The 24,573-nt window shown below is 72.8% G+C and carries 24 protein-coding genes; 9 read left to right on the top strand and 15 right to left on the bottom strand.

The annotated features are described in order from the left end of the window. The first annotated feature begins 160 nt into the window (after nucleotides 1-160). The 3 genes from E1264_RS12540 to E1264_RS12530 all read left to right on the top strand — a co-directional run bounded on the left by E1264_RS12540 (nucleotide 161) and on the right by E1264_RS12530 (nucleotide 2,467). Complete coding sequence (locus tag E1264_RS12540) at nucleotides 161-625, top strand: Rrf2 family transcriptional regulator (RefSeq protein WP_132172858.1); 465 nt, start codon at nucleotides 161-163, stop codon at nucleotides 623-625. A gap of 9 nt (nucleotides 626-634) precedes the next feature. After that, the gene (locus E1264_RS12535; RefSeq protein WP_132172856.1) at nucleotides 635-1,426 is read left to right on the top strand and encodes a DNA-formamidopyrimidine glycosylase family protein; all 792 of its coding nucleotides are present in this window, start codon (nucleotides 635-637) and stop codon (nucleotides 1,424-1,426) included. Nucleotides 1,427-1,582: 156 nt separating this feature from the next. Beyond that, entirely contained in the window at nucleotides 1,583-2,467 is an 885-nt protein-coding gene (locus E1264_RS12530) for a LysR family transcriptional regulator (RefSeq protein WP_132172854.1), read from the top strand. A 120-nt stretch (nucleotides 2,468-2,587) separates the two neighbouring features. On the opposite strand, the gene E1264_RS12525 is transcribed toward E1264_RS12530, so the two are convergent. The 10 genes from E1264_RS12525 to E1264_RS12480 form a co-directional block, all read right to left on the bottom strand. Continuing rightward, nucleotides 2,588-3,055, bottom strand: coding sequence for a DNA starvation/stationary phase protection protein (locus E1264_RS12525; protein WP_132172852.1), 468 nt, complete (start codon nucleotides 3,053-3,055; stop codon nucleotides 2,588-2,590). A 156-nt stretch (nucleotides 3,056-3,211) separates the two neighbouring features. Then, a complete protein-coding gene (locus tag E1264_RS12520; RefSeq protein ID WP_132172850.1) occupies nucleotides 3,212-3,568 on the bottom strand; it encodes a helix-turn-helix transcriptional regulator in 357 nt (118 codons plus the stop codon). Between the two features lie 111 nt (nucleotides 3,569-3,679). Continuing rightward, the gene (locus tag E1264_RS12515; RefSeq protein ID WP_243710892.1) at nucleotides 3,680-5,005 is read right to left on the bottom strand and encodes a CinA family nicotinamide mononucleotide deamidase-related protein; all 1,326 of its coding nucleotides are present in this window, start codon (nucleotides 5,003-5,005) and stop codon (nucleotides 3,680-3,682) included. A gap of 444 nt (nucleotides 5,006-5,449) precedes the next feature. Continuing rightward, complete coding sequence (gene pgsA / locus E1264_RS12510; protein ID WP_132172848.1) at nucleotides 5,450-6,055, bottom strand: CDP-diacylglycerol--glycerol-3-phosphate 3-phosphatidyltransferase; 606 nt, start codon at nucleotides 6,053-6,055, stop codon at nucleotides 5,450-5,452. Beyond that, nucleotides 6,052-7,488, bottom strand: a complete 1,437-nt coding sequence (rimO, locus tag E1264_RS12505) for a 30S ribosomal protein S12 methylthiotransferase RimO (protein WP_132172846.1) — start codon at nucleotides 7,486-7,488, stop codon at nucleotides 6,052-6,054. Before rimO ends, pgsA begins: the two co-directional genes overlap by 4 nt. Before the next feature lie 81 nt (nucleotides 7,489-7,569). Further along, complete coding sequence (locus tag E1264_RS12500; RefSeq protein WP_132172844.1) at nucleotides 7,570-8,322, bottom strand: helix-turn-helix domain-containing protein; 753 nt, start codon at nucleotides 8,320-8,322, stop codon at nucleotides 7,570-7,572. 205 nt (nucleotides 8,323-8,527) lie between these two features. Further along, nucleotides 8,528-11,155, bottom strand: a complete 2,628-nt coding sequence (locus E1264_RS12495; RefSeq protein ID WP_132172842.1) for a DNA translocase FtsK — start codon at nucleotides 11,153-11,155, stop codon at nucleotides 8,528-8,530. A 94-nt stretch (nucleotides 11,156-11,249) separates the two neighbouring features. After that, nucleotides 11,250-12,935: a ribonuclease J gene (locus E1264_RS12490; RefSeq protein WP_132172840.1), complete on the bottom strand. Its 1,686-nt coding sequence runs from the start codon at nucleotides 12,933-12,935 to the stop codon at nucleotides 11,250-11,252. Then, nucleotides 12,932-13,870 carry a 4-hydroxy-tetrahydrodipicolinate synthase gene (gene dapA / locus E1264_RS12485; protein ID WP_132172838.1) on the bottom strand — a complete coding sequence of 313 codons (939 nt, stop codon included), beginning with the start codon at nucleotides 13,868-13,870 and terminating at the stop codon, nucleotides 12,932-12,934. Before dapA ends, E1264_RS12490 begins: the two co-directional genes overlap by 4 nt. A 350-nt stretch (nucleotides 13,871-14,220) precedes the next feature. Further along, a complete protein-coding gene (locus tag E1264_RS12480; protein ID WP_243710891.1) occupies nucleotides 14,221-15,276 on the bottom strand; it encodes a hypothetical protein in 1,056 nt (351 codons plus the stop codon). Nucleotides 15,277-15,515: 239 nt separating this feature from the next. Here E1264_RS12480 and E1264_RS43315 point away from each other — a divergent pair, with 239 nt between their 5' ends. Beyond that, nucleotides 15,516-15,692 (top strand): hypothetical protein, encoded by a 177-nt coding sequence (locus tag E1264_RS43315; protein ID WP_165964141.1) that lies wholly within the window; start codon nucleotides 15,516-15,518, stop codon nucleotides 15,690-15,692. A gap of 84 nt (nucleotides 15,693-15,776) precedes the next feature. Here E1264_RS43315 and E1264_RS12475 read toward each other — a convergent pair whose 3' ends face one another. Beyond that, entirely contained in the window at nucleotides 15,777-16,766 is a 990-nt protein-coding gene (locus E1264_RS12475) for a DMT family transporter (RefSeq protein WP_132172836.1), read from the bottom strand. On the opposite strand from E1264_RS12475, the gene E1264_RS12470 reads away from it, so the two are divergent. Further along, nucleotides 16,765-18,156 (top strand): PLP-dependent aminotransferase family protein, encoded by a 1,392-nt coding sequence (locus E1264_RS12470; protein ID WP_132172834.1) that lies wholly within the window; start codon nucleotides 16,765-16,767, stop codon nucleotides 18,154-18,156. The two genes, E1264_RS12475 and E1264_RS12470, sit on opposite strands and share 2 nt — an antisense overlap. Here the strand turns inward: E1264_RS12470 and E1264_RS12465 are convergent. After that, complete coding sequence (locus E1264_RS12465; protein ID WP_132172832.1) at nucleotides 18,145-18,513, bottom strand: VOC family protein; 369 nt, start codon at nucleotides 18,511-18,513, stop codon at nucleotides 18,145-18,147. The genes E1264_RS12470 and E1264_RS12465 overlap by 12 nt on opposite strands. Then, a complete protein-coding gene (locus E1264_RS12460; RefSeq protein WP_132172830.1) occupies nucleotides 18,510-18,797 on the bottom strand; it encodes a hypothetical protein in 288 nt (95 codons plus the stop codon). The genes E1264_RS12465 and E1264_RS12460 overlap by 4 nt, the downstream gene beginning before the upstream one ends. A 124-nt stretch (nucleotides 18,798-18,921) precedes the next feature. Between E1264_RS12460 and E1264_RS12455 the strand changes: the two genes are divergently transcribed. Genes E1264_RS12455 through E1264_RS12440 form a run of 4 tightly spaced genes read left to right on the top strand, consistent with a single transcriptional unit; the run spans nucleotide 18,922 to nucleotide 22,699 of the window. After that, nucleotides 18,922-19,479: a CGNR zinc finger domain-containing protein gene (locus E1264_RS12455; protein ID WP_132172828.1), complete on the top strand. Its 558-nt coding sequence runs from the start codon at nucleotides 18,922-18,924 to the stop codon at nucleotides 19,477-19,479. A gap of 58 nt (nucleotides 19,480-19,537) precedes the next feature. Then, nucleotides 19,538-20,086, top strand: coding sequence for a GNAT family N-acetyltransferase (locus E1264_RS12450; RefSeq protein ID WP_132172826.1), 549 nt, complete (start codon nucleotides 19,538-19,540; stop codon nucleotides 20,084-20,086). A 56-nt stretch (nucleotides 20,087-20,142) separates the two neighbouring features. Continuing rightward, nucleotides 20,143-21,798 carry an MFS transporter gene (locus E1264_RS12445; RefSeq protein ID WP_243710890.1) on the top strand — a complete coding sequence of 552 codons (1,656 nt, stop codon included), beginning with the start codon at nucleotides 20,143-20,145 and terminating at the stop codon, nucleotides 21,796-21,798. A gap of 34 nt (nucleotides 21,799-21,832) precedes the next feature. Beyond that, a complete protein-coding gene (locus E1264_RS12440; protein WP_132172824.1) occupies nucleotides 21,833-22,699 on the top strand; it encodes a 1,4-dihydroxy-2-naphthoate polyprenyltransferase in 867 nt (288 codons plus the stop codon). Here E1264_RS12440 and E1264_RS12435 read toward each other — a convergent pair. Both E1264_RS12435 and E1264_RS12430 read right to left on the bottom strand, forming a co-directional pair. After that, entirely contained in the window at nucleotides 22,663-23,679 is a 1,017-nt protein-coding gene (locus E1264_RS12435; RefSeq protein WP_132172822.1) for a hypothetical protein, read from the bottom strand. The two genes, E1264_RS12440 and E1264_RS12435, sit on opposite strands and share 37 nt — an antisense overlap. A gap of 91 nt (nucleotides 23,680-23,770) precedes the next feature. Then, nucleotides 23,771-24,466, bottom strand: a complete 696-nt coding sequence (locus tag E1264_RS12430) for a uracil-DNA glycosylase (protein WP_132172820.1) — start codon at nucleotides 24,464-24,466, stop codon at nucleotides 23,771-23,773. Nucleotides 24,467-24,573 lie beyond the last annotated feature (107 nt).

The raw sequence follows: 24,573 nt of genomic DNA, 5'->3' as shown, positions 1-24,573 counted from the left end.
GTGGAGATGGGCCTGCCCGTCTGGCGTCCGGAGTCGGCCGTCTACGTCGCCACCTACGGCGCCGCGGCCGCGAACGCCCAGGCGGCGGCCGAACTGCTGGGCCTCTGCTAGCGCACCGGCCCGAACCCGAGTGGTCCGATCGGCAAGGGATAATGACCATATGCGATTGTCCGCCCGGGTCGACTATGCGTTGCGCGCCGCTGCGGAGTTGGCGGTCGGCGGAAGCCGTCCGGTGACCGCGGTACAGCTCGCGGAGGCGCAGCAGATCCCGCCCAAATTCCTTGAGAACATCCTCGGCCAGCTGCGCCGGTCCGGTCTCGTCCGGAGCCAGCGGGGACCCGAGGGCGGCTACTGGCTGGCGCGGCCGGCCGACCAGATCTCCCTCGCCGACATCATCCGCGCCATCGACGGGCCGCTGCTCGGCGTGCGGGGCGAGCGGCCCGAGCACGTCGGGTACCAGGGGCCCGCCCGTTCGCTGCAGGACGTGTGGATCGCGCTGCGCGCCAGCGAGCGGGCCATCCTGGAGCAGGTCATGCTGGCGCACATCGCCGAAGGGAAACTCCCCGAGCCCGTCCGGAAGCTGACCGACGACCCGTCCGCCTGGGAAAGCCCCTCTTTCATCTGAGCCCCCTCCATGCCAGAGGGTGACGTCGTCTGGCTGACCGCCCGGCGCCTGCGCGAGGCGCTCGCCGGGCGGCCGCTGGTGCGCTCCGACTTCCGCGTCCCCCGGTTCGCGACCGCGGACCTGCGGGGACGCACCGTCCTGGACGCCGTGTCCCGCGGCAAGCACCTCCTCGTCAGGGTCGAGGGCGGGCTGACCGTCCACACCCATCTGCTGATGGAGGGCCGCTGGCAGATCCGCCGGGCCGGGCCGGTGCCGCGCGATCACCGCGTCCGGCTCGTGCTGGCCAATGCGGAGTGGCAGGCGGTCGGCCACTCCCTCGGTCTCGTCGAACTGCTGCGCACCTCAGAGGAGGACGCGGCTGTCGGCCATCTCGGGCCTGATCTGCTCGATCCCGGTTGGGGGCCGGACATGGCCGCGGCGGCCATCGCGCGGCTGGAGGAGGATCCCACGCGGGCGATCGGGGAAGCGGTGCTCGATCAGACCCGGCTCGCCGGGATCGGCAACGTGTACAAGGCCGAGATTCTGTTTCTGCGGGGCGTTCACCCGTGGACCCTGGTCGGGAACGTTCCCGACCTGGACGGGCTCGTAGAGCTCTCTCACCGGCTCCTGGACCTCAACAAGGAGCGGCACGGCCACATCACCACCGGCGACCCGGCCCGCGGCCGCGAGCACTGGGTCTACGGCCGCGCCGGACGCCCCCGCCGCAGGTGCGGGACGCGCATAGAACGCGGCGATCAGGCGTCTCATGGCGGCAAGCGCGTCACCTACTGGTGCCCCCGCTGCCAACCCCCGTCGAGGTAGTTGGTCGGCGCCCGCCCTTTGCCCGGGTTGTGGGGCGGGTCGCCGCCTGGTGGGGCGCTGGATCCGGGCGCCCCGATAGGAGCATCCTCGGCATGTGAGCGTTCCAAGTCAATTCTCGGGTTTCCTTATTTATCTCCCAGGCATAGCTTGGATGGCATGACCCTGGACGATCTGCGCGTGTTCGTGGCCGTGTGCGCGGCGGGCAATCTCAGTGCGGTGGCGCGCAACCTGTCGTGCAGCCAGTCGGCGGTCAGCCAGCATGTGAAGCGGCTGGAGCGGGAGACCGGGCTCGTGCTCCTGGAGCGGCGCCCGCGGGGGGTGGTGCCGACGCGGGCGGGGCGCGTCCTGCAGCAGGCGGCGGCGGAGGGGCTCGCCGGGCTCGACTCGGCGCTGCGGCATCTCGACGATCTGCGCCGGGGCGTCGGCGGGACGGTCCGGGTCGCGACGGGGGCGACCACCGTCCGGCACTTCATGGCGGCGGGCGTGGTCGCGTTCCGGGAGCGGCATCCCGAGGCGGCGTTGCAGTTCGAGACGGCGGGGTCCAGCCGGCGGTGCCTGGAGGCCGTCCGCTCGCACGCCGCCGACCTCGCGTGGGTGACGACCGGGCCGCCCATGGAGGGGGTCGAGCAGCGGGTCTCGCGGGAGTTGCCGTGGGTGCTCGCCGTCCATGCCGATGATCCGCTGGCCCGGCGGACGTCGATCGCGTTCGAGGATCTCGGGGGTATCCGGCACATCGAGCTGCCCGAGCATTCGACCTCGCGGCTGCATCTGGAGGCGCATCTCGAACGGCACGGCGTGCGGCTGACGTCGACCACGAGCGTGGCCGACTGGGACACCGCGCTGCTGCTCGCCGAGCTGGGCCTGGGCCACGCGATCCTGCCCGCGCTGCCGGGGTGGGGGTGCGGGAGCGGCGACGTCCGGTTGATCCCGATCCCGGGACTCCCGCCGCTCACCGCGGGGTGGGCGGCGCGGCGGTGGGACGCGCTCAGCCCGCTCGCCGCCGAGTTCGCCGACACCGTCCTGGCGCATCTGCGGACGTGAAACGGCCCCGGACCTCGCAGGAACGGTCGGCGAGGGCCGGGGCCTCGTCGGCTCCGGGACGGTGCGCCGGGGATCGCGGCGGCGCACTGTTCCGGGCCGGCGCCTAGGGCGCTGGACGGGTCAGGTCTGGGCCTGGAACATCCAGTGCTGCTTCTCCAGTTCGCGGGCGATGCCGATGAGCAGGTCCTGCGTCACCGGGTCGGGCTCGTCGGTGGCCGTGATGCGCTCGCGGAACCGCGCGATGATCTGCGCCAGGATATCGGTGATCGCGGCGACGACCTTGTCGTCGTCGAGGTAGCCGGCCTCCAGCTGCGGGATCCTCGTGCGGTCGGCGACCGTGCGGGCACGGCCGTCGGGGTTCACGCCGATCGCCACGGCGCGCTCGGCCACATCGTCCTGGCCGCCGCGGGCAAGGGCCACGATCTCGTCAAGGTGCTCGTGGACGACCTTGAAGTTGCGCCCGGTGAGGTTCCAGTGCGCCTGCTTCGCGACCAGGGAAAGGTCGATCAGGTCGATGAGGGAGCCCTGCAGGGCGTCCCCTGCGATCTTCTGGGCCTCGTCGCCGATAGGGCTCTTGACCGCTCCCATGAGGGGGCTCCTTCCGCGTCGTTACGGTTTACCGTTACAACAGGGGAACCTCCCCGCAAATGCCGCATTCATGCGTGAGACCGCGCACACCCGCGATCTCGGACGGGGGCATGAACGCCTGGAACGGGCCATCGGAAACGGGCCGTCCAGAACGGGTCAGGCCGCGACCATATCGGCGCGGAACTCCCCGGTGATCTCCTCCGGCGTCTCCGGGATGCTCTCCGCGGTGATGCGCTCGTGCTCCGGCGGCGCGCCCGCCATGACGGGCTCGTGCTGCAGTTCGGCGAGGGCCAGCTGGTCGGCCACGTCCCGGAGGACGTGCGACAGCGGGACACCGAGCGCCTTGCAGATCGAGGACAGCAGTTCCGACGACGCCTCTTTCTGTCCCCGTTCGACCTCGGACAGGTAGCCGAGTGACACCCGCGCGGCCGCGGACACCTCACGGAGGGTGCGTCCCTGGCGCAGCCGCAGCTGCCGCAGTACGTCACCGAGCAGCTGGCGAAGCAGGACCATCGTCTCGCTCCCTCCCTCAGTTCGGACCATCTGCCGGTTCCACCGTACCCGGCTTGACGGCGGCCATGGCAGACCGTTGAATTCGTGTTCGCTCGGAACGTAACGCTGTAATCAGCCCCGATCTTCCCGATCCGGCCGAGCCTCCCCGTTCGCGTCGCCGACGTCAAGGCCGAGCAGGACGCGTCTCAGCAGCTCAAGGGCGTGCACGACGGTCATCCGCCGGATCACCGCGCGGGATTCGGGCCCGGCGCCGGGTACGGGGAGTTTCGGTCCGACCACGATGGGCGAGTGTCCGGGGCCCGCTACGCCGATATAGATCGTGCCCACGGGACGGCCGTCCTGCGGGTCGGGGCCCGCCACACCCGTCACGGCGAGCCCGTACGTCGCATCGAGCGCCTCCCGCACACCCGTCGCCATCGCGGCCGCCACGTCCGGGTGGACGGCCCCCCGCGCGGCCAGCAGGTCCGCCGGGACGCCCAGCAGCCGGTGCTTGGCCTCGGTCGCGTACGCCACCACGCCGCCCGCGAACGTCGCGGACGACCCCGGCATCGCGGTCAGCTCCGCGCCGATGAGCCCGCCGGTCAGCGACTCGGCCGCGGCGACGGTCGCCCCGCGCTCCGCGAGCAGCCGGTGGACGACCCGGTCGAGCGACTCGTCCTCGGCCCCGTACACGGCGTCGCCGAGCAGCTCCCGGACGCGCGCCTCGACGCCGGTGAGCCGGGCGGCGGCGCCGGGCCCCACGACCGTGATCCGGACCTTCACCTCGGCCGGGTCGGGCAGGTAGGCGAGCCGGACGCCGTCCATCGCCTCGACCTCGGCGAGCCGCGTCGCGACGACCGACTCCCACATCCGGGCGGTGCGCAGCGTGCGGCGCGCGGCGGCGGGCGGCCCGGCGATCTCCGCCAGCTCCGGCAGGACGATCTCGTCCATGATCGTGTGCATCTCGAACGGGACGCCGGGCAGCGCGTAGACGATCCCGCCGGGCAGCTCGACGCGCAGGCCCGGCGCCGAGCCCGCGGAGTTGGCGAGGATCCGCGCGCCCTCGGGGACGTCGGCCATGCGCAGCGCCATCGGCTGCAGCTCGCGCCCGGCGCGCTCGACCCGCTCGCGGAGGCGCCGCTCCAGCGCCGGGTCCCGGACGAGGGCGGCGCCCGCCGCCTTGGCGAGCGCGTCGCGGGTGAGGTCGTCGTAGGTCGGCCCGAGCCCGCCGGTGGTGATGACCGCGTCCGCGCGGCCGAGCGCGGCGGTCACGGCCTCGACGATCACGTCCAGGTCGTCGCCGACGACGACGCTGCGGGTCACCTCGATGCCGTGCTCGGCGAGCCGGCGGCCGAGCCACGCGGCGTTCCCGTTGATCGTGTCGCCGAGGAGCAGCTCGTCCCCGACGGTGAGCAGTTCGACCCGCATCGCGTCCCCATCCCCGCTGTTCACCGGCACGGGCCTCGAATCTACCGGCGCGCGCCCGCGCGGACGGACCGGGGCCGCCGCCGGTTGACCGTGAAAACGACCGAATGAGGACGGCGCGACTCCGGCCGATCGCATCGGTCCATACGGTTATCCCTTTTCACTCGCCCGGGAAATGCGACGGCCGCGCTTTGTGTCCCGGCATGGAGCCGTCCCCGTCACCGCGCGCGATGGACACGGGGGCTGGAGCGCGCATCGTCGGCGCCCGCTACTGACATCGAGTCCACCAATTCCCTGAAGTGCAGGTCACAATGTGAGTCAGAACTCATTCGTTGGATTTGTGCGCCCGGCCATTCGCAGGGGATAATTTCAAACCACGGGGCCAAGAACGGGGCTGCGGGGCCACGACCGGGGTGGGCGTGGCCCCGCAGCCCACGTCAAGCCCCTCTCCTCCACCGCCCTCACCTGCGGCCTGGCTCAGGGTGTGCCGGACGGCGCGTCCTCGGGGCCGCGGCGCATGCGCCATGCCTGGAGGACGTAGTCCACGCCCGTGACGACCGTGACGACCAGCGCGGCGCCCATGGTGATCCAGCGCAGATAGTCGAGGGGGCCGGGCAGGATGTAGAGGCCGATGGCGATGACCTGCAGCATCGTCTTCAGCTTGCCGCCCTTGCTCGCCGGGATCACGCCGCGGCGGATCACGACGAACCGCATCACCGTGATCCCGATCTCCCGGGCCATGATGACGATCGTCACCCACCACCACAGCTCCCCCATGACGGACAGGCTGACCAGCGCCGCGCCGGTGAGCGCCTTGTCGGCGATCGGGTCGGCGATCTTGCCGAAGTCGGTGACGATGCCCCGGGCCCGCGCGATGTCGCCGTCGATCTTGTCGGTGATCGAGGCGACCGCGAAGACCCCGAACGCGGCGAGGCGCCAGCCGGTGCCGTCCAGGAAGAACATCCAGACGAAGACGGGGACCAGCGCGATCCGGACGATGGTCAGCGCGTTGGCGATGTTCCAGACACCGGCCGGGGGCGGGTCGTGCGGGCCCGCCACCGGATCCGGGGCACCGGCGATCATGAGACGCCCGTGCCGGGACTCGCGGTGAGGTCCACGCCGTCGCTGCCGGTGACGCGGGCCGCGACGATCTCGCCGAGGGCCAGGCCGGCGCCGCGGACGCGGACCGTGCCGTCCACCTCCGGCGCCTGGTGCGCGGCACGCCCCTCGAACTCGCCGTCTTCCGTCTTCTCTTCGAGGAGGACGTGGACGTCCGAGCCGATGCGGTCCTCGGCGCGCTGCGCGGTCAGCTCGTCGGCGAGGCTCGTCAGCTCCTCGACGCGGGCGGCGATCTCGGCGGGGTCGAGCTTCCCGTCGAGGTTCGCGGCCTCGGTCCCGTCCTCGTCGGAGTAGCCGAACACGCCGACCGCGTCCAGGCGGGCCGCGGTGAGGAACTCGGCCAGCTCCTCGAAGTCGTCCTCGGACTCGCCGGGGAACCCGACGATGAAGTTGGAGCGCACGCCCGCGTCCGGCGCCAGCGCGCGGATCTGGTCGAGCAGGCCCAGGAAGCGCTCCCGGTCGCCGAACCGGCGCATCGACCGCAGCACCGGGCCGCTCGCGTGCTGGAACGACATGTCGAAGTACGGGGCGACGCCGGGCGTGCCGCAGATCGCCTCGACCAGCCCCGGACGCGTCTCGGCGGGCTGCAGGTAGCTGACGCGGACGCGTTCGATGCCGTCCACGGCGGCGAGGCCCGGCAGCAGCTTCTCCAGCGCCCGCAGGTCGCCCAGGTCCTTGCCGTAGGACGTGGAGTTCTCGCTGACCAGGACAAGCTCGCGGACGCCGTGCCCGGCGAGCCAGCGGGCCTCCTCCAGCACCTCCGCCGGAGGGCGCGACACGTACGCGCCGCGGAACGCCGGGATGGCGCAGAACGTGCAGCGCCGGTCGCAGCCGGACGCCAGCTTCAGCGGCGCCACCGGGCCGCCGCCGCCGAGCCGCCGCCGCAGCACGCGCGGCCCGGACGCGGGCGCCACCCCGTCAGGGAGGTCGTCGTGCCCGCCGTGACCCGGGACCGCCACGCCCGAGGACGAGCGCTCGACCGGGGAGATCGGCAGGAGCGTCCGGCGGTCGCGCGGGGTGTGGGCGGTGTGGCCGCGTCCCGCCATGACGTCGTCGAGCCGGTCGCCGATGGAGGTGTAGTCGTCGAAGCCGATGACCGCGTCGGCCTCCGGCAGCGCCTCGGCCAGCTCGCTGCCGTACCGCTCCGCCATGCAGCCCGCGGCGATCACCTTCATGCCGGAGCCGTGCGCGGCGAGCAGCGTGTCGATGGAGTCCTTCTTGGCCGCCTCGATGAACCCGCAGGTGTTGACGACCACCACGTCCGCGCCGCCCGGGTCGTCGGCGCCGTCGGCGAGGTCCCAGCCCGCGTCCTCGATGCGCGCGGCGAGCTCCTCGGAATCGACCTCGTTGCGGGCGCAGCCGAGCGTGATGAGCGAGACCTTGCGGCGTGTGGACATCCCCCTAAGGTAATGGGCCCGGACGGCCGAGGGGACCAGCGGCCTCACCCGCCGGGCGCGTCATTGCGGGGGCGCTCCCGGTCAGGCGGGTTCGGGGTCGTCGCGGTCGAAGCTCAGGCGCTGCACGCCCTTGCCCTTGCCGGGAGAGCCGATGTCCTTGCCGTTGACGGTCAGGTTGACGCTGCCGCCCACGCCGATCACGAGCCGGACCTTCTTCTTGTCGGTGAAGTCCTTCTCGTCGCCCTCGCGGATCATGCCGCTGAACAGCGTCCTGCCGTCGGCGCCGCGGACGTTCAGCCAGGTCGTGCGCTCGGCCACCACCCGGACCTCGACCCTGGTGCGCGGCGCCACCGCGACCGGGCCGCGCTTCTCCGGAAGCGTCGGCGCGGGAGAGGACGTCGTCGGCGCGGGCGTCCCGGCGACCTGCTGCGCGGTGCGCCGCTCGCCGCCGCCGCTCTGCCCGATCACCTGGAACACCCCGTAGATGATCACGAGGGCGAGCGCGAGGGCCATCGCGGCGCTCCAGTTCGGCGACCTGCGCTCGCGGAACGCGACGGGCTGCTCGGGCTCGAACGCCGACACGGCCGACACCGGCTGCGGCGCGCCGCCGTGCGTCGCGTCGAACTCGGCGACGAGCGGTTCCGGATCGATGCCGATGACCCGCCCGATGCTCCGGATGTGCCCGCGGGCGTAGAAGTTGCCGCCGCAGGCGGAGAAGTCGTCGGCCTCCATGCCGCGGATCACGGTTTCGCGTATCCGCGTCTGGAGACTCACCTGTGTCACCGAGAGACCGGCCCGCTGTCGTTCCTCCGCCAAGGTCTCACCGATGCTCACGCCGGGCCTCCTTCGCGGGCGCTCGTCGCCGATCTCCTGCACACCAGTCTAGGAACGGCCATGCCCGCTGGGCGACAGCCAACACGTTGGAAACAGGGCAAGATTTCGCATCATTCCGCAACGGTCCGGCGGTCGATGCCGTACCGCCGTTTCGGTGCCCTTTCGCTGCCGCCCAGGTGACGTTTCCCCGTCACCTGGACCTGTCTCAGCCGCCGCCGCGCAGTTCCGCGAGCACGCCGGGAAGGTCGTCCGGTTTCGTCAGGACGTCGCGCGCCTTGGAGCCCTCGCTCGGGCCGACGATGTCGCGGCTCTCCATCAGGTCCATGAGGCGCCCGGCCTTGGCGAACCCGACGCGGAGCTTGCGCTGCAGCATCGACGTCGACCCGAACTGCGTCGACACGACCAGCTCGATGGCCTGGACGAGCAGGTCCATGTCGTCGCCGATCTCCTCGTCGATCTCCTTCTTCGGCCCGGCGGCCGCGCCGACGTCGTCCCGGTAGTTCGCCTCCATCTGCTTCTTGCAGTGGTCGACGATCCCGTGGATCTCCTTCTCCGCGACGTAGGCGTTCTGGATCCGCATCGGCTTGCTCGCGCCCATCGGCAGGAACAGCGCGTCGCCCTGCCCGACGAGCTTCTCCGCGCCCGGCTGGTCGAGGATGACGCGGCTGTCGGACAGCGAGGAGGTCGCGAACGCCAGCCGGGACGGCACGTTCGCCTTGATCAGCCCGGTGACGACGTCCACCGACGGGCGCTGCGTCGCCAGCACCAGGTGGATGCCGGCGGCGCGGGCCAGCTGGGTGATGCGGACGACCGAGTCCTCGACGTCGCGGGGCGCGACCATCATCAGGTCGGCGAGCTCGTCCACGATGACCAGCATGTACGGGTAGGGCGTGTAGACGCGCTCGCTGCCGGGCGGCGGCTTCATCTTCCCGGCCTTGACCGCCTTGTTGAAGTCGTCGATGTGCCGGTAGCCGGACGCGGCGAGGTCGTCGTAGCGGCGGTCCATCTCGCCGACGACCCACTCCAGGGCCTCGGCGGCCTTCTTCGGGTTGGTGATGATCGGCGTGATCAGGTGCGGGATGCCCTGGTACATCGTCAGCTCGACCCGCTTGGGATCGACCAGGATCATCCGCACCTCGTCGGGGGTGGCGCGCATCAGCACCGAGGTGATCAGCCCGTTGATGCACGTCGACTTGCCCGCGCCGGTCGCGCCCGCGATCAGGATGTGCGGCATCTTCGCCAGGTTCGCCACCACCGTGCGGCCCTCGACGTCCTTGCCGAGCCCGACGATCATCGGATGGTGCTCGTTGGTCGCGGCGGGCGAGCGCAGCACGTCGCCGAGGCTGACGATGTCCTTGTCGGTGTTGGGGATCTCGACGCCGATCGCCGACTTGCCGGGGATCGGGGAGATGATCCGGACGTCGGCGCTCTTGACCGCGTAGGCGATGTTCTTGGTCAGCGCGGTGACCTTCTCCACCTTCACCGCCGGGCCCAGCTCGATCTCGTACCGGGTGATCGTCGGGCCGCGGGTGAACCCGGTGACCTGCGCGTCGATGTCGAACTGCTCCAGCACACCGGTGAGCGCGTTCACCACCGTGTCGTTGGCCTTGGTACGCGGCTTGGACACGCTACCCGGACGCAACGCCGACGGATCGGGCAGGACGTAGATTTCGCCGGACGACGACAGCGGCAGCTGCTCGGAGCTGCGCGGCGCGGGCGTCGGGTCGGGCACGTCCGCGGCGGGCGGGACGAGCGGGGTGTCGCCGCCCGCGACGAGCTCGTCCATCGGCGGGGCGCCGCCGCCGTCGTCGTGCGGCGGCGCGGGCGGCGGGACGTCGGACTGGAACGGGTCGGGCTCGAAAAGGTCGTCGGCGAGGTCGCGCCGCGGGCGGTCGCCCTTCTTCGGCACGTCGTCCAGCAGGGGCGTGTCGTAGGGCCGGGAGTGCTCGCCGACCTCCAGCTCGTCGCTCTCGTCCTTGGCGGCCTTCTTCTTGCGGCGGCGCTTCTTCGGCTCCTCGCCGCCGGTCTCGTTCTCGTCCTTGGCGGAGCGCTGCGGGCGGCCCTGCAGCGTCGCGACGGCCCACAGGTCGGAGACCCGCTCGGGGACGCGGTTGATCGGCGTCGCGGTGACGACCAGCAGCCCGAACCCGGACAGGAGCAGCAGCAGCGGGACGGCCACCCACCCGCTCAGCGCCGCGTCGAGCGGTGCCGACACGACCCAGCCGATGACGCCGCCGGACTCGCGGACGCCGTCCATGTCCCTGGCGGGCGACGGGACGCCCGCCGCGATGTGCAGGATGCCGAGGACGCCGACGCCGAGCGCGGTCATGCCGATGACGATGCGCCCGGTGTCCTCGTGGTGCTCGGGGTGGCGCAGCGTCCGCCACGCCAGCAGGGCCAGCAGGATCGGCAGCATCATCGCCAGGATCCCGAGGCCGCCGCGCACGACCTTCTCCAGCGCGATGGTGACGACGCCGTCCGGGCGGAACCAGGTGACCGAGGCCAGCACGATGGACGAGCCGAGAAGCGCGAGCCCGAGCCCGTCGCGGCGGTGCTCGGGGTCGAGGTTGCGGGCGCCGTGCCCGTAGGCGCGGAAGATCGACCCGACCGCGACAGCAGCGAGCAGATACAGCTTGAACAGCAGCTTGAAGAACCCGAGCACCGCCTGCGAGATCGGGTCCGGCTTCTGGGGGGGACGCCCACGGCCCGAGCCGCGGCCCCCTCTGGAGCCGCCGCTCGAGCGCTTCCGGGGGGACGACCCAGCGGACTTGCGAGCCGTGCTGCCCCCCGCACGCGAAGAGGTTTTCGTTCCCCCAGACGCACGTGTGGCCATGGTTATGAGAGTAACCAAGGACCCAAGAGGTTCCCGGGATGGCGGGCGGGCGTGTTGACGCGCGCCCGCCGTCCCGGTACCGGGCTTCCCCGGGCTAGACCTCCACGACCACCGGGACGATCATCGGGCGGCGGCGGTAGTTGTCGCTGACCCATTTCCCGACGGTGCGGCGGATGAGCTGATTGATCTGGTGCAGGTCGTTCACGCCGTCGCCGGCCGCGTCCCGCAGCACTTCCTCGATCCGCTCGATGACCTCGTCGAAGTCCTCGTTGACGATGCCGGCGCCGCGGGCGTGCACCTCGGGCCCGGCGACGAGCTTGCCGGACGTGGAGTCGATCCCGACGACGATGGACACGAAGCCCTCCTCGCCGAGGATCCGCCGGTCCTTCAGCGAGGTCTCGGTGACCTCGCCGACCGACAGGCCGTCCACGTACACGTAGCCGGCGGGGACGGCGCCGACGATGCGGGCGCGCCCGTCCACGAGGTCGACGACGACGCCGTCCTCGGCGATGACGATGCCGTCCTCCGGGACGCCGGTGAGCGCGGCGAGCTTGGCGTGCGCGCGCAGGTGCCGCCACTCGCCGTGGATCGGGATGAAGTTGGCGGGCTTGGTGACGTTCAGCACGTACAGCAGCTCGCCCGCGGAGGCGTGCCCGGACACGTGCACCAGCGCGTTCCCCTTGTGGACGACGCGCGCCCCCCACCGGGTCAGCCCGTTGATGACGCGGTTGACGGCGTTCTCGTTCCCCGGGATCAGCGAGGACGCGAGCATCACCGTGTCGCGCTCGGTGATCCGGATCGAGTGGTCGCGGTTCGCCATCCGCGACAGCGCCGACATCGGCTCGCCCTGCGACCCGGTGCACACCAGGACGAGGCGGTCGCCGGGGATGTCGTCCAGGTCCTTCTGGTCGACCATGATGTCGTCGGGGACGCTGAGGTAGCCGAGCTCGCGCGCGACGCCCATGTTGCGGACCATCGACCGGCCGACGAAGCAGACCTTGCGGCCGTTGGCGACGGCGGCGTCCAGGACCTGCTGGACGCGGTGGATGTGCGAGGCGAAGCAGGCGACGATCAGCCGCTCCTGCGCGGTGCGGAACACCTCGTCCACCACAGGGCCGATGTTGCGCTCGCTGGTGACGAACCCGGGCACCTCGGAGTTGGTCGAGTCGGACATCAGCAGGTCGATGCCCTCGGCGCCGAGCCGCGCGAAGCCGGGCAGGTCGGTGAGCCGGCCGTCCAGCGGAAGCTGGTCCATCTTGAAGTCGCCGGTGTGCAGGACGAGACCGGCGGGCGTGCGGATCGCGATGGCGAGCGCGTCGGGGATCGAGTGGTTGACGGCGAGGAACTCGACGTCGAACGGGCCGAGCACCCGCCGCTCGCCCTCCACGACCACGTCGGTCACGGGTTTGATGCGGTGCTCGGTGAGCTTGGCCTCGATCAGCGCGAGCGTCAGCTTCGAGCCGACGAGCGGGACGTCGCGGCGCTCGCGCAGCAGGTACGGGACGGCGCCGATGTGGTCCTCGTGGCCGTGCGTGAGGATGACGGCCTCGATGTCGTCCAGGCGGTCCCTGATGTATTCGAAGTCGGGCAGGATCAGGTCGACGCCGGGCTGCTCGGTCTCGGGGAACAGGACGCCGCAGTCGACGACGAGCAGGCGGCCGTCCTGCTCGAACACCGTCATGTTGCGGCCGATCTCCCCCAGCCCGCCGAGCGCGACGATGCGCAGCCCGCCCTTGGGCGGCGCGGGCGGATCCGACAGCTCCGGGTGAGGATGACTCACCGGGTGACCTCCGGGATGGCGACCTCAGGCACTTTGACTCCCCCTATCGTGAGGTCTTCTCGCAGGCGCGCGGCGAACTCCGGCGTGGCCTCCACGAGCGGCGCGCGGAGCGGGCCGCCGCCGGGCAGGCCGAGCAGGTTCAGCGCTGCCTTGACGGCGATGGCGCCCTGCGTACGGGTCATGATGGCGGCGACCACGGGCAGCAGCCGCCGGTGGATCTGCAGCGCCCGCGCGTGCTCGCCGGCACGGTAGGCCTCGATCATCTCATGCAGCTCGGGGCCGACGACGTGGCCCACCACGCTGACGAACCCGGCCGCGCCGACCGACAGCCACGGCAGGTTCAGGTTGTCGTCGCCGGAGTACCAGACGAGGTCGGTCTCCGCCATGACCCTGGACGCGCCGAACAGGTCGCCCTTGGCGTCCTTGACGGCGACGATCCGCGGGTGCTCGGCGAGCTGGATCAGCGTGTCGTTCTCGATCGGCACCCCGGCGCGCCCCGGGATGTCGTAGAGCATGGCGGGCAGGCCCGTCGCGTCGGCCACCGCCGTGAAGTGGCGGACGAGGCCCTCCTGCGGGGGCTTGTTGTAGTACGGCGTCACCACGAGCAGCCCGTGCGCGCCGGCGGCCTCGGCCTGCCGCGCGAGTTTCAGGGTGTGCTCGGTGTGGTTGGTCCCGGCACCGGCGACGATCACGGCGCGGTCGCCGACCGCGTCGATGACCACCCGCAGAAGCTGCTGTTTCTCCTCGTCGCTCGTCGTCGGCGACTCGCCGGTCGTCCCGTTGACGACCAGGCCGTCGTGGCGCCGCTCGTCGACCAGGTGGGTCGCGAGGCGCGCGGCGCCGTCGTAGTCGACGCCGCCGTCCGGCCGGAACGGGGTGACCATCGCGGTCAGCATCCTCCCGAACGGAGCGTCAGGTGTTGTGCTGGGTGCCATGCATCGAACGGTACCGTTCCCGCCGCGCCAGGTGGACCCGCAGGTCCAAGCTGAGATCCAGGGCATGCGGAGGCGTTACCGGACGCGGCGTCGAGCACGGGAGGGGGCGCGGTCTGGAACGCGGCATGGAGGAAGCCGCCGCCACACGCTCGGGGGTACGCGTGGCGGCGGCTCCACCTCCACATCGTGGCACGCAAATGCGGCGTTACGGGGTCAGTCCGGCGACTTCCCGGACTCGGTTGCGTAACGTGACCCCTCGGTCATCCCCGGCGGCCCGACGTGCGGGTATCCCACTGCGGCGACGATTGGGACCGTTCCGTTATCGCGGGGAGGTTCGGAGGCGGCAGGGCTCAGCCTCCCGCGGTCTCCGCCGTCCGGGGCAGCCAGGCGGAGCGGTAGCGGGCCCACTCGTCCGGGTCGGTCGTCCAGTCCGCGTAGACGCCGACGCCGAACGGGCGCTTGGGCGGACGTTTCAGGTCGTCGATCCCGCGCCGGACCCCCCGCAGCGCGACCTCCAGTTCCTCCGCCCAGTCCATGAGGGGGCGGTAGGTGGGGACGCCCATGAACACCGTGGCGCGGTCGCCGATGAGCTCCAGCGTGGTGCGGGTGTGCCGGGCGAAGTGCCATCCGGCGAGGGACCTGGTCGGCAGCGACACGTCGTAGGTCATGATCGCGACCTGGTCCGCGAGGCCGGCGACGTCGCGCAGGAAGTCCTCGGTCGGGCGGGGCGGGTAGTGGTGCCTGCCGGTGCGCGGGAGCAGTGCCTTGTAGACGGGCTGGGCCTCGTCCATGAGCGTCTGCTGCTCCAGCGCCACCGACAGCAGCCTGCCCCGGGAGCGGGTCAGTTCGCTGGTCGCCTTCATGAGCGTCATGAACGCGGCGTCGTCGGGGTAGATCGGCTCGAAGTCGTAGTGGATGCCGTCGAACCCGAGGTCGAGGAAGATCGCGTCGGTCCTGAGCACCCGCGCGCGGACGGCGGGATCGTCCAGCTCGATGACGCCGTGGCCCTCCACCATCCGGATCTGCCCCAGGTACGCCTGCGCGCGCACGCCCGGCGCGTACTTGCGGACGGCCTCGATCAGCTGCTTGGCGTAGCGGTACTTGTGGGCGGGGACGGTGCCGTCCGCCTCGAAGGGGCCGGTGTGGAAGAACACGTCGGTGATGCGGTTCCGCTTCAGCAGTTCTCCGAGGGCGCGGTACTCGGCGTCGGTGTGCGGCTCGCCGACCCACTGGTGCCGGGCCCACAGCGCGTTCGCCTCGGTGCCGCGCGCCTCCGGCTCCTGCTGCCACCACACCCATGCCCCGCCGAACACGAGCGCCACCAGCCCGAGCACGTAGGCCGCGGCCCAGCCCGTCCAGCGCAGCAATCCGCCCAGCACACCACGACCCCGCACACTCTTCACCACCCCGCAATGATCCCGGATCTTTCCGGCGGATCGGACGCGCCGTCCCTCGGTTCGCCCTGGTCGCGGCCAGCCGCCGCCCATGAAACGATCAGGATTGGGACGTGTTCGCGCGCCGCGCGCGGCGGCCGTTGACATCGGGGGAACCCTGTGATGACCAGGCGGCTCGGCGACGTGGCCCACGGTTCTCGACCGAAGCCGCCGGGTTCTCACCCGTCCAACGGGATGGAGGTCGAGCCGACATGCGAGTACGACCGGATCAGGCCGAACCGAGACCTCTGATCAGCACCCGCGCCCTGGTGATCATCCTTGTGGCGGTCGGCGCGGGCGCCCTGACCGCCGCCGCTCCGCGGTTCGCGATCCCCATCGGGGTGGGCGTGGGGGTCGTCACCCTCCTCGCCCAGATCGTCAAGGACTGACGCGAGGCACGGAAACGATGTCTTCGGGGTCGATCAGGTGACCTCGGCCCCGGAGGCGCGGGCACTCCGGACGGCGCCCGGCAGTCACCGGCGCGTGGCGCTCCCCTGTTCCATCGTGCGCGGTGGGCGCGGGGGCGTCGGGGTCCGGACGGCGTCCGGCGACCGGTCGACGCGGGTGCGCTGGGTGAGGGCCACGCAGACCAGCACGGCGACGGCGGCCAGCGCGGTCGTGGCGTCGATCCGCTCACCGAGGAGGAGCCCCGACCAGAGCAGGGTCATGACCGGCTGGGCGAGCTGGACCTGGCTGGCGCGCGCGATCCCGGCCCGTGCCAGGCCCTCGTACCAGGCGAAGAAGCCGATGTAGGCGGAGAAGGCGGCGACGTAGGCGAAGCCGAGGGTGGCGCGTCCCGTCCAGTCGGGGCCGGTCGTCGCGAGCAGCCAGACGGTCACCGGGACGGTGATCGGCGCGGCCAGCACGAGCGCCCAGGAGATGACCCGCCAGCCTGGCATGTCGCGGGCGAGGCGCGCGCCCTCGGTGTAGCCCGCCGCGCAGGTGATCAGCGCGCCGAACAGCAGCAGGTCGGCGGCGGTGAAGTGGCCCGCGCCGCGGATCAGCGCGAACCCGGTGACGCAGACCGCGCCGGCCGCGCCGGCCAGCCAGAACGCGCCGGACGGCCGCTCCCCCGCGCGCAGCACGCCGAACACGGCGGTGACGGCGGGCAGCAGCCCGACCACGACGGCCGAGTGGGCGGACGAGGCGCCGTGGTCGAGCGCGAGCGTGGAGAGCACCGGGAACCCGAAGACGACGCCGCCGACGACGACCGCGAACCCCGCCAGCTGGTCGCGGCGCGGGAGGGGCGCCCGGACCGCGAGCAGGACGGCGGCGGCGAGGACGCTCGCGGCGGCGGCGCGGCCGACGCCGATGAGGTACGGGTCGAGCCCGTCCAGCCCCAGGACCGTGCTGGGGAGGGTGAGGGAGTAGATCAGGACGCCGATGGCGGCGAGCCAGAGGCCCCGTCCGGAGCCGGTGTCCGCTATCGACGCGGGGGCAGTAGCGCTATCCTGAGTCCTCATGAAACACGATAGCAGTGTTGCGGCGCTGGCCGACGCGCTGCGTGCCGACGTCCACCGGATGAGCGCCGGGGAGCGGCTCCCGTCCAGCCGGAGCCTGGTCGAGCGGCACCGGGTCAGCCCCGTGACGGTGTCGCGGGCGCTGGCCGTGCTGGCGGCCGAGGGGCTCGTGGTGACGCGGCCGGGCAGCGGCGCGTTCGCGGCCGGGCGCCGCGCGGCCCCGGCCGAACCCGCCGACCTCGGCTGGCAGGCGGTGGCGCTCGGCGACCGGTTCGTCGAGGCGGCCGGGATCACGTGGCTGCTCACCCCGCCGCCGGAGGGCGTGATCGCGCTCAGCGGCGGCTACCTGCATCCGACGCTCCAGCCGGCGCGGGCGCTCGCGGCGGCGATGGCGCGGGCGGCCCGGCGCCCCGACGCCTGGGAGATGCCCCGGCTCGGCGGGATGCCCGAGCTGCGCGCCTGGTTCGCCCGGGCGGTCGGCGGCGCCGTCTCCCCCGCCGACGTGGTGATCACCAGCGGCGGGCAGCAGTCGCTGACGACGGTCCTGCGGGCGCTGCTCCCGCCGGGCGCGCCCCTGCTGGTCGAGTCGCCGACGTACCTGGGCGTCCTCGCGGTCGCGCGGGCGAGCGGGCTGCATCCGGTGCCCGTCCCGGTGGACGCGGACGGCGTCCGTCCCGACCTGCTCGCCGAGGCGTTCGCGATGACCGGCGCGCGCGCCTTCTACAGCCAGCCGACCTTCCACAACCCGACCGGCACCGTGCTGAGCGGCGAGCGGCGCGGGCAGGTGCTGGAGGTGGCGCGGGCGGCGGGCGCGTTCGTGATCGAGGACGACTTCGCGCGGCATCTCGGCATCGCCCCGCCCCCGCCGCCGCTGATCGCGCAGGACACCGACGGGCGGGTGGTGCACATCGCGTCCCTGACCAAGGCCACCGCGCCGAGCCTGCGGGTCGCGGCGGTCATCGCGCGCGGCCCGGTCGCCGAGCGGATCCGCGCGACGCAGCTCGTGGAGGAGTTCTTCCCGGCCAGGCCCTTGCAGGAGGCGCTGCTCGAACTGGTCAGCTCGCCGGGCTGGCCGCGGCATCTGAGCGCCGTCCGCGCGGCGCTGCGGTCGCGCCGCGACGCGCTCCTGACCGCGTTCGCCCGCGACCTGCCCGAGCTGCGCGTGAACCGCCCGGACGGCAGCCTGCACGTGTGGGCGCGGCTCCCCGACGGCGTGGACGACACGGCGCTGGCGGAGGCCGCCCTGCGCTCCGGTGTGCTGGTCAGCGCAGGGCGGCCGTTCTTCCCCGCCGAAGCCCCCGGCCCGTACCTGCGAATCAGCTATGGGACGGCGGCCTCGGAGCCCGAACTGGCGGAGGGTGTCCGGCGCCTCAGCACAGTCCTACATTCCTGAAGCGGTACAGAAGCAGAATTCGTTACCCTCAGGGTCGCGCCAGACCTGGAAGGGTGTCCGCGGGTTCCCCATCGGCTCGCCGGCGGGCGTCGCGCCGAGCCGCCGCGCCCGCTCCCCCGCCGCGTGGATGTCGGGGACGTCCAGGTCGAGATGCACCCGGTTCTTGATCGCCTTCGCTTCGGGGACGAGCTGGAACGCCAGCACCGGGCCGTCGCCCGCGAGCGGCTCCAGGTCGAGCCAGTCGTCCTCGCGCGAGGTCGTCTTCATGCCGAGCAGCCCGCCCCAGAACGCCGCCATGGCGTCCAGGTCGGTGCAGTCGAACACGACGGTGGTCACGGTCGGTGTGATGCCGCTCATCGCACCCCCTCGGCCGTCCGCAGCGCGTGCGCCGAGCGGGCGGAGCGCCCGGCGGCCCGCCTGCATCCGGCCACGGGCGACGCCGGGTGGCGGCGGTGCCGCCGGGCGCCGATCCGGTCGGGGACCCCGTCGAGGAGCCAGCGGCGGATCCGCCTGCCGCGGCCGGCCGACCGGGCGCGGGCGATGAGGGTCGCTTCGACGATGTCGGCCTGGAGCCGGGCGTACTCACGCTCGGCCCATGCGTGCCGCGTGGCCGGCCCGGCGAGGTACGGCAGCGCGTTCATGATCGTCCTCCCGTTGATTGACACCATCTAAACACTAACGCTGGTGTCGCGGAGATGCAACCGGTAAAATGAGTATGCCGGTGTCGGACGTTGGTAGACTGCGCGCGGACAGGCAGGAGGGGTGATGGCCGAGGCTCAGGATGACCCCGCGACGCTGCTCAGGGACTTCGTCAACACGCTGAACGTCGACGCCGCCGAGGACGAGCTGGCGACACCCGAGCGGCTCGCGGCGTGGCTGGCCGGGCGCGGGCTCGTCCCGGAGGCGGCGCGGGCGTCCGGAACCGACCTGACCACCGCCATCGCGCTCCGCGAGGGTCTCCGCGAGGCCCTGTCGGCACACCAGGGGCCCGCCCATCACGGGCCGCGCGAAGCCGGCTTCCCCGACGACCTGGACGACGCCCTCGCCGCGCTGCCGCTGCGGGTCACGCTCACCGGGCCGCGTCCGGGCCTCGTCCCGCTCGATCCGCCCGGCACGGCCGCCGCCGGGCTGGCCCGTCTCGCCGCCGCGATCATCGACTCGGTCACCGCCGGGACCTGGCCCCGCCTGAAGGTCTGCCAGGAGGACACCTGCCGCTGGGCGTTCCTCGACACGTCCAAGAACCGGTCGCGCGCCTGGTGCTCGATGAGCGTCTGCGGAAACCGCACCAAGACCCGCGCCTACCGGGCCCGCCGCCGGGCCTGACCGCGTCCGGGGGGCCTAGGGTGGGCGATGATCCCGGACGGAGAGGACGTGCCACGCCATGGCCGATGTCGGAGTGCGGCCCGCGCGGCGGGCGGACGCCGCCGCCGTCGCCGACATCCAGGTGCGGGCCTGGCGGCAGGGCTACCGCGACCTGCTGCCCGCCGGCGTCCTCGCCGAGGTGACCGGGCCCGCCGCGCGGGAGGTGTGGCGCGAGAAGTGGAGGGAGGCGGCCACCGCGCCGCCGAGCCCGCGGCACCGGCTGCTCGTCGCCGTGGCGTCCGATCTCGTCGTCGGGTTCGCGGCGCACGCCCCGGCCGAAGACCCCGACCTCGACCCGGCCGGCACCGCCGAGCTGATCACGCTGCTGGTCGACCCGATGCACGCCCGCGCCGGGCACGGCAGCCGGCTGCTCGCCGCGACCGCCGACCTGCTCCGCGAGGACGGCTTCGCCACCCTGATCACCTGGACGTTCGAGGACGACGAGGTCACGCGCACGTTCCTCGGCTCGGCAGGCTGGGCCCCCGACGGCACGGCCCGCACGCTCGACATGGGCGAGCCCGTCCGGCAGATCCGCCTGCACACCGACATCAGCGACACCACCGGCTGACCTGTTGACCAGGGGGCGGTGCGGGCCCCGTGCGCCCCGCCCATATCTTTGAAGCCGTGCCCGAGTCCACCTTCCTGACGCCGCCGCGCGTGCCCGCGCCCGCGGAGCCCGCCCCCGGACGGCGCCGCTGGCTCGGCATGGCCGTCATCAGCCTGGGCGTCTCGCTGATCGTGGTGGACGCCACGATCGTGGGCGTCCTGCTCCCGCGGATCGTCACCGACCTGGGCCTCACGACGACCGGCGCCGAATGGGTCACCTCGGTCTACGCGCTGGTGTTCGCCGCGCTGCTGATCCCGTTCGGGCGCGCGGGCGACCTGTTCGGGCGGCGGCGGATGTTCGTGCTCGGCGTGGCGGTGTTCACGGTCGCGAGCGCCGGTGCCGCGCTCGCGGGCGGCGGCGCGGCGCTGATCGGCGCACGCGCGCTCCAGGGCGTCGGCGCCTCGATGGTCCTGCCGGCGACGCTGTCGACGGTGAACGCCGTGTTCACCGGGCGGGACCGGGCCGTCGCGTTCGGGATCTGGGGCTCGATGATCAGCGGCATGGCGGCGCTCGGGCCCCTCGCCGGCGGCGCGCTCGCCACCGGCGGCGGCTGGCGGTGGGCGTTCGGGATCAACCTGCCGCTCGGCGCCGCGCTGATCGCGGGCGCGCTGTGGCTGCTGCCCGAGACCCGGCAGCCGCACCCGCCGAAGGCGCGGCGCGGTGCCGACTGGCCGGGCGGGCTGCTGTCCACGCTCGGGCTCGGCGCGCTGGTGTTCGGGATCATCGAGGGCCAGACGTACGGCTGGTGGGCTCCGACGCGCCCGTTCTCGGTCGCCGGGTTCGACTGGCCGGAGTCGGGACTGTCGCCCGTCCCGGTCGTCCTGGCCCTGGGCGCGGTGCTGCTCGCGGCGCTCGTCGCCGTAGAACGGTCCAGGGCGGCGGCGGGACGCTCCGTCCTGCTCGACCTCGACCTGTTCCGCATCCCGAACTTCCGCCGCGGGAACCTCGCGTCCGCCCTGATCAACGTCGGGGAGCTGGGGCTGCTGTTCGTCCTGCCGCTGTTCCTGCTCGGCGTGCACGGCACGAACCCGCTGGAGATCAGCGTCGCGATCCTGCCGCTCGCCGCGGGCGCGTTCCTGTCCGGCGGGTACGCGGGCAGGCTCGCCAACCGGCACGGCGCGCACTGGGCCGTGCAGATCGGCATGGCGCTGGAGGTCGGCGCGGTCCTCGCGCTCGGCGTCACGGTGTCGGCGTCCACCGGCGGGCTCGGGCTCGCGCCGTGGATGCTGCTGTACGGGCTGGGCCTCGGGCTGACGTCGGCGCAACTGACGAACGTGTCGCTGGCGGACGTCCCGCAGGCGCGGGCGGGCCAGGCGTCCGGCACGCAGTCCACGGCCCGCCAGGTGGGCGCCGCGCTCGGCGTCGCCGCCATCGGGACGGTGTTCGCGACGAGCCTCGGCCACGCGATGACCGAACGGCTCGCCGCCTCCGCGCTCCCACCGGCCGAGCGCGCCGCCGTCGCGCGCGACCTGCGCGAGAGCGCCGGGACCTACGGTCGCGAGCTGCACGGCACGCCCGCACGGGCCGCCGAGGCCCGCGCCGCCGACGCGAGCCTCGCCATCGCGACCAGGCACGCCGCCCTCACCACCGCCGCGATCCTGGCCCTGGGGCTCGCCGTATCGATGCGCCTGCGCCCCACCTCTGATCTTCATCGGCAAGAATCGAAGGGATAGTCCCCCTGTCGCCCCACGAGAACAAGCGGTAACTGTGGCCACGCTCTCCCAATGGGTCGCCGGATCCCGGCCCCGCACCCTGCCCGCGTCCCTCGTCCCCGTCGTCGTCGGCACCGGCGTCGCCGCCGGTGAGGGCGGTGCGGTCTGGTGGCGCGCGGTGCTCGCCGCGATCGTCGCGCTCGTCCTGCAGATCGGCGTGAACTACTCCAACGACTACAGCGACGGCGTCCGCGGCACCGACGAGGACCGCGTCGGCCCGCTCCGCCTCGTCGGGTCGAAGGTCGCGCCGCCGAAGCAGGTCCTCGCCGCCGCGCTCGGCTGCTTCCTCGCCGCCGCCGTCGCCGGGCTCGCGCTCGCCGCCGTGACGACCTGGTGGCTGCTGCTCGTCGGCGCGTTCGCGATCCTCGCGGCCTGGTTCTACACGGGCGGCAAGACGCCGTACGGGTACCGCGCGCTGGGCGAGGTGTCGGTGTTCGTCTTCTTCGGCCTCGTCGCCGTCGTCGGGACCGTGTACGTCCAGGTCGAGGGCCTGCCGTGGGAGGCGTGGGCGGCGGCGGTGCCGATCGGGATGCTGGCCTGCGGGCTGCTCGTCGCGAACAACCTGCGCGACATCCCCACCGACCGCGAGGCCGGGAAGCGGACCCTCGCCGTCGTGCTCGGCGACCGCTGGACGCGCCTGCTCTACGCGGCGTGCACCGCGCTGCCGTTCATGATCGTCCTGGTGCTGGCGGCCCCGCATCCGTGGGCGCTGATCGCGCTGCTCGCCGCGCCGCTGTCGCTGCCGCCGACGCAGAAGGTGCTGGGCGGTGCGGCCGGCCCCGCCCTGATCCCCGTGCTGGGCGAGACCGGCCGGCTCCAGATCGCCTACGGCGTCCTGCTGGCGGTCGGCCTGGCGCTCTGAACGCCGGCGTCGCGCTCAGCGAGCAGGACGGCGCCGGTGACGCCCATGAGGAGCCCGGCGAGCAGCCCGCTGAGGGTCGTCAGGTTCAGGGCGCTGGACGAGCCCGAGTCGAGGAACTCCGGCTGGCTCAGCAGCGTGATCAGCCGGTAGAACGACCAGGCGAACGTGGCGCCCGCGCCGATCCACACCCCCGCCAGCGGCACCGCGAACCGCTCCGGACGGCCCGCCCGCCGGACGATCGCGAGCAGCGCCACCGCGCCCGCCAGCGCCATCAGGCCCATCACACCGTCGGCGAGCTGCTGGACGGCGCCCCGGTCGTCGAGCTGTTCGGCGCGGATCCCGGCCGTCCCGCCGAACGCCCAGTAGAGCTGCACGGCCGCGAAGGCGGCGGCGAACACCCCCGCCGTCCTCGCCAGGAGCACCTGCAGCGCATGCGTCGCGCCCTTGGCGACGTCCTTGGTCCGGACGGCGAAGACGTCCGGCCACCTTCCCCGCGCGTACAGCACGAAGGCGGTCAGCAGCCCGACCCCCTGCAAGGCAAAGCCCGTGTACACGACGCCGAACACCCATCCCTGGAGCGCGCTGTCGGACGCGGTGAGCGGCTCGGACGAGAACAGCGTCTGCACCAGGGCACCGAGCGGGACGGCCAGCGCGATCGGCGCGAGCAGCCCGGCGCCGATCCACATCGGCGTCAGCACCAGCCACGCCGGGACGCGCAGGCCCCAGCGGAACGTGAACGCCAGGACGACCACCACGGCGATCGCGTCCATGCCCAGGGTGATCGCGTTGCCGACGTAGAGCGCGGACTCCTTGGCCGCCTCCGTGTCGTTCCACCCGACCGTGCTGCCGGACAACCACGCGATCTTGAGGCCGAGGTAGGGGACGCACGCCGCGACGGTCGCCGCGCACACCCCCAGCCGGAGCCGCCCCGGCCCGGCGCCCGTGACGGGCGCCCTCCCGGTGAGAACTGAAACGGTCATGCCCCCGACGATGGCGCGGACCGGCCCCGCGCCACTTCCCGCCACCGGGTGAAACCGCCCCCGCACCTCCCCCGCAGGGGTGAGCGGAGCCTCAGCCGTCCTGTGCGGCCGCCGCCCCCCAGTTGATCTCTGGGCGGCCGGCGTCCACGAGCGCCTTGTTCACGGCGCTGAACGGGCGCGTCCCGAAGAACTTCTTCGCGCTGAGCGGGCTCGGATGCGCCGACTCGATCACGGTGTGCTGCGGCCCGGTGATGAGCCGGGCCTTCTTGCGGGCGTAGGCGCCCCAGAGGACGAACACCACACGCTCGGTCTTGTCGTTCAGCGCCCGGATCGCAGCGTCGGTGAAGTCTTCCCAGCCCTTGCCCGCGTGCGAGCCCGCCTCGCCGCCGCGCACGGTCAGCACCGCGTTCAGCAGCAGCACGCCCTGGTCGGCCCAGCGGGTGAGGTCGCCGGACGTCGCGACCGGCACGTCAAGGTCGGTGGCCAGCTCCTTGTAGATGTTGCGCAGGGACGGCGGCAGGCGCACGCCGTCGCGCACGCTGAAGCTGAGCCCGTGCGCCTGGCCGGGCCCGTGGTAGGGGTCCTGGCCGAGGATCAGGACGCGGGCGCCGTCGAACGGGCAGTGCCGGAACGCGTTGAACAGGTCGTCCTGCGGCGGGTAGACGGTCTGGGCGGCGTACTCCCCCGCGACGAACGCTCCCAGCGCGGCGGTGGCGATCGGGTCGAGCAGCGGGTCGAGCCGCTCCCGCCAGTCGCCGGGCAGCATTTCCATCAGGTCGAGGGACATCGTCGGGCCTCCGAGAACGTGATCTCCGGTCGGGCCAAACATTAGTGCGCGGCACTGACACGCCAGGGCCGAATCCCGGGAGCGCATCCCCCGCAACCGTAGGATGA

The organism is Actinomadura sp. KC216 (assembly GCF_004348535.1).
Lineage (GTDB): Bacteria > Actinomycetota > Actinomycetes > Streptosporangiales > Streptosporangiaceae > Spirillospora.
The sequence above is the reverse complement of the archived record's forward strand: the minus strand, read 5'-3'. Positions and strand labels throughout refer to the sequence as shown.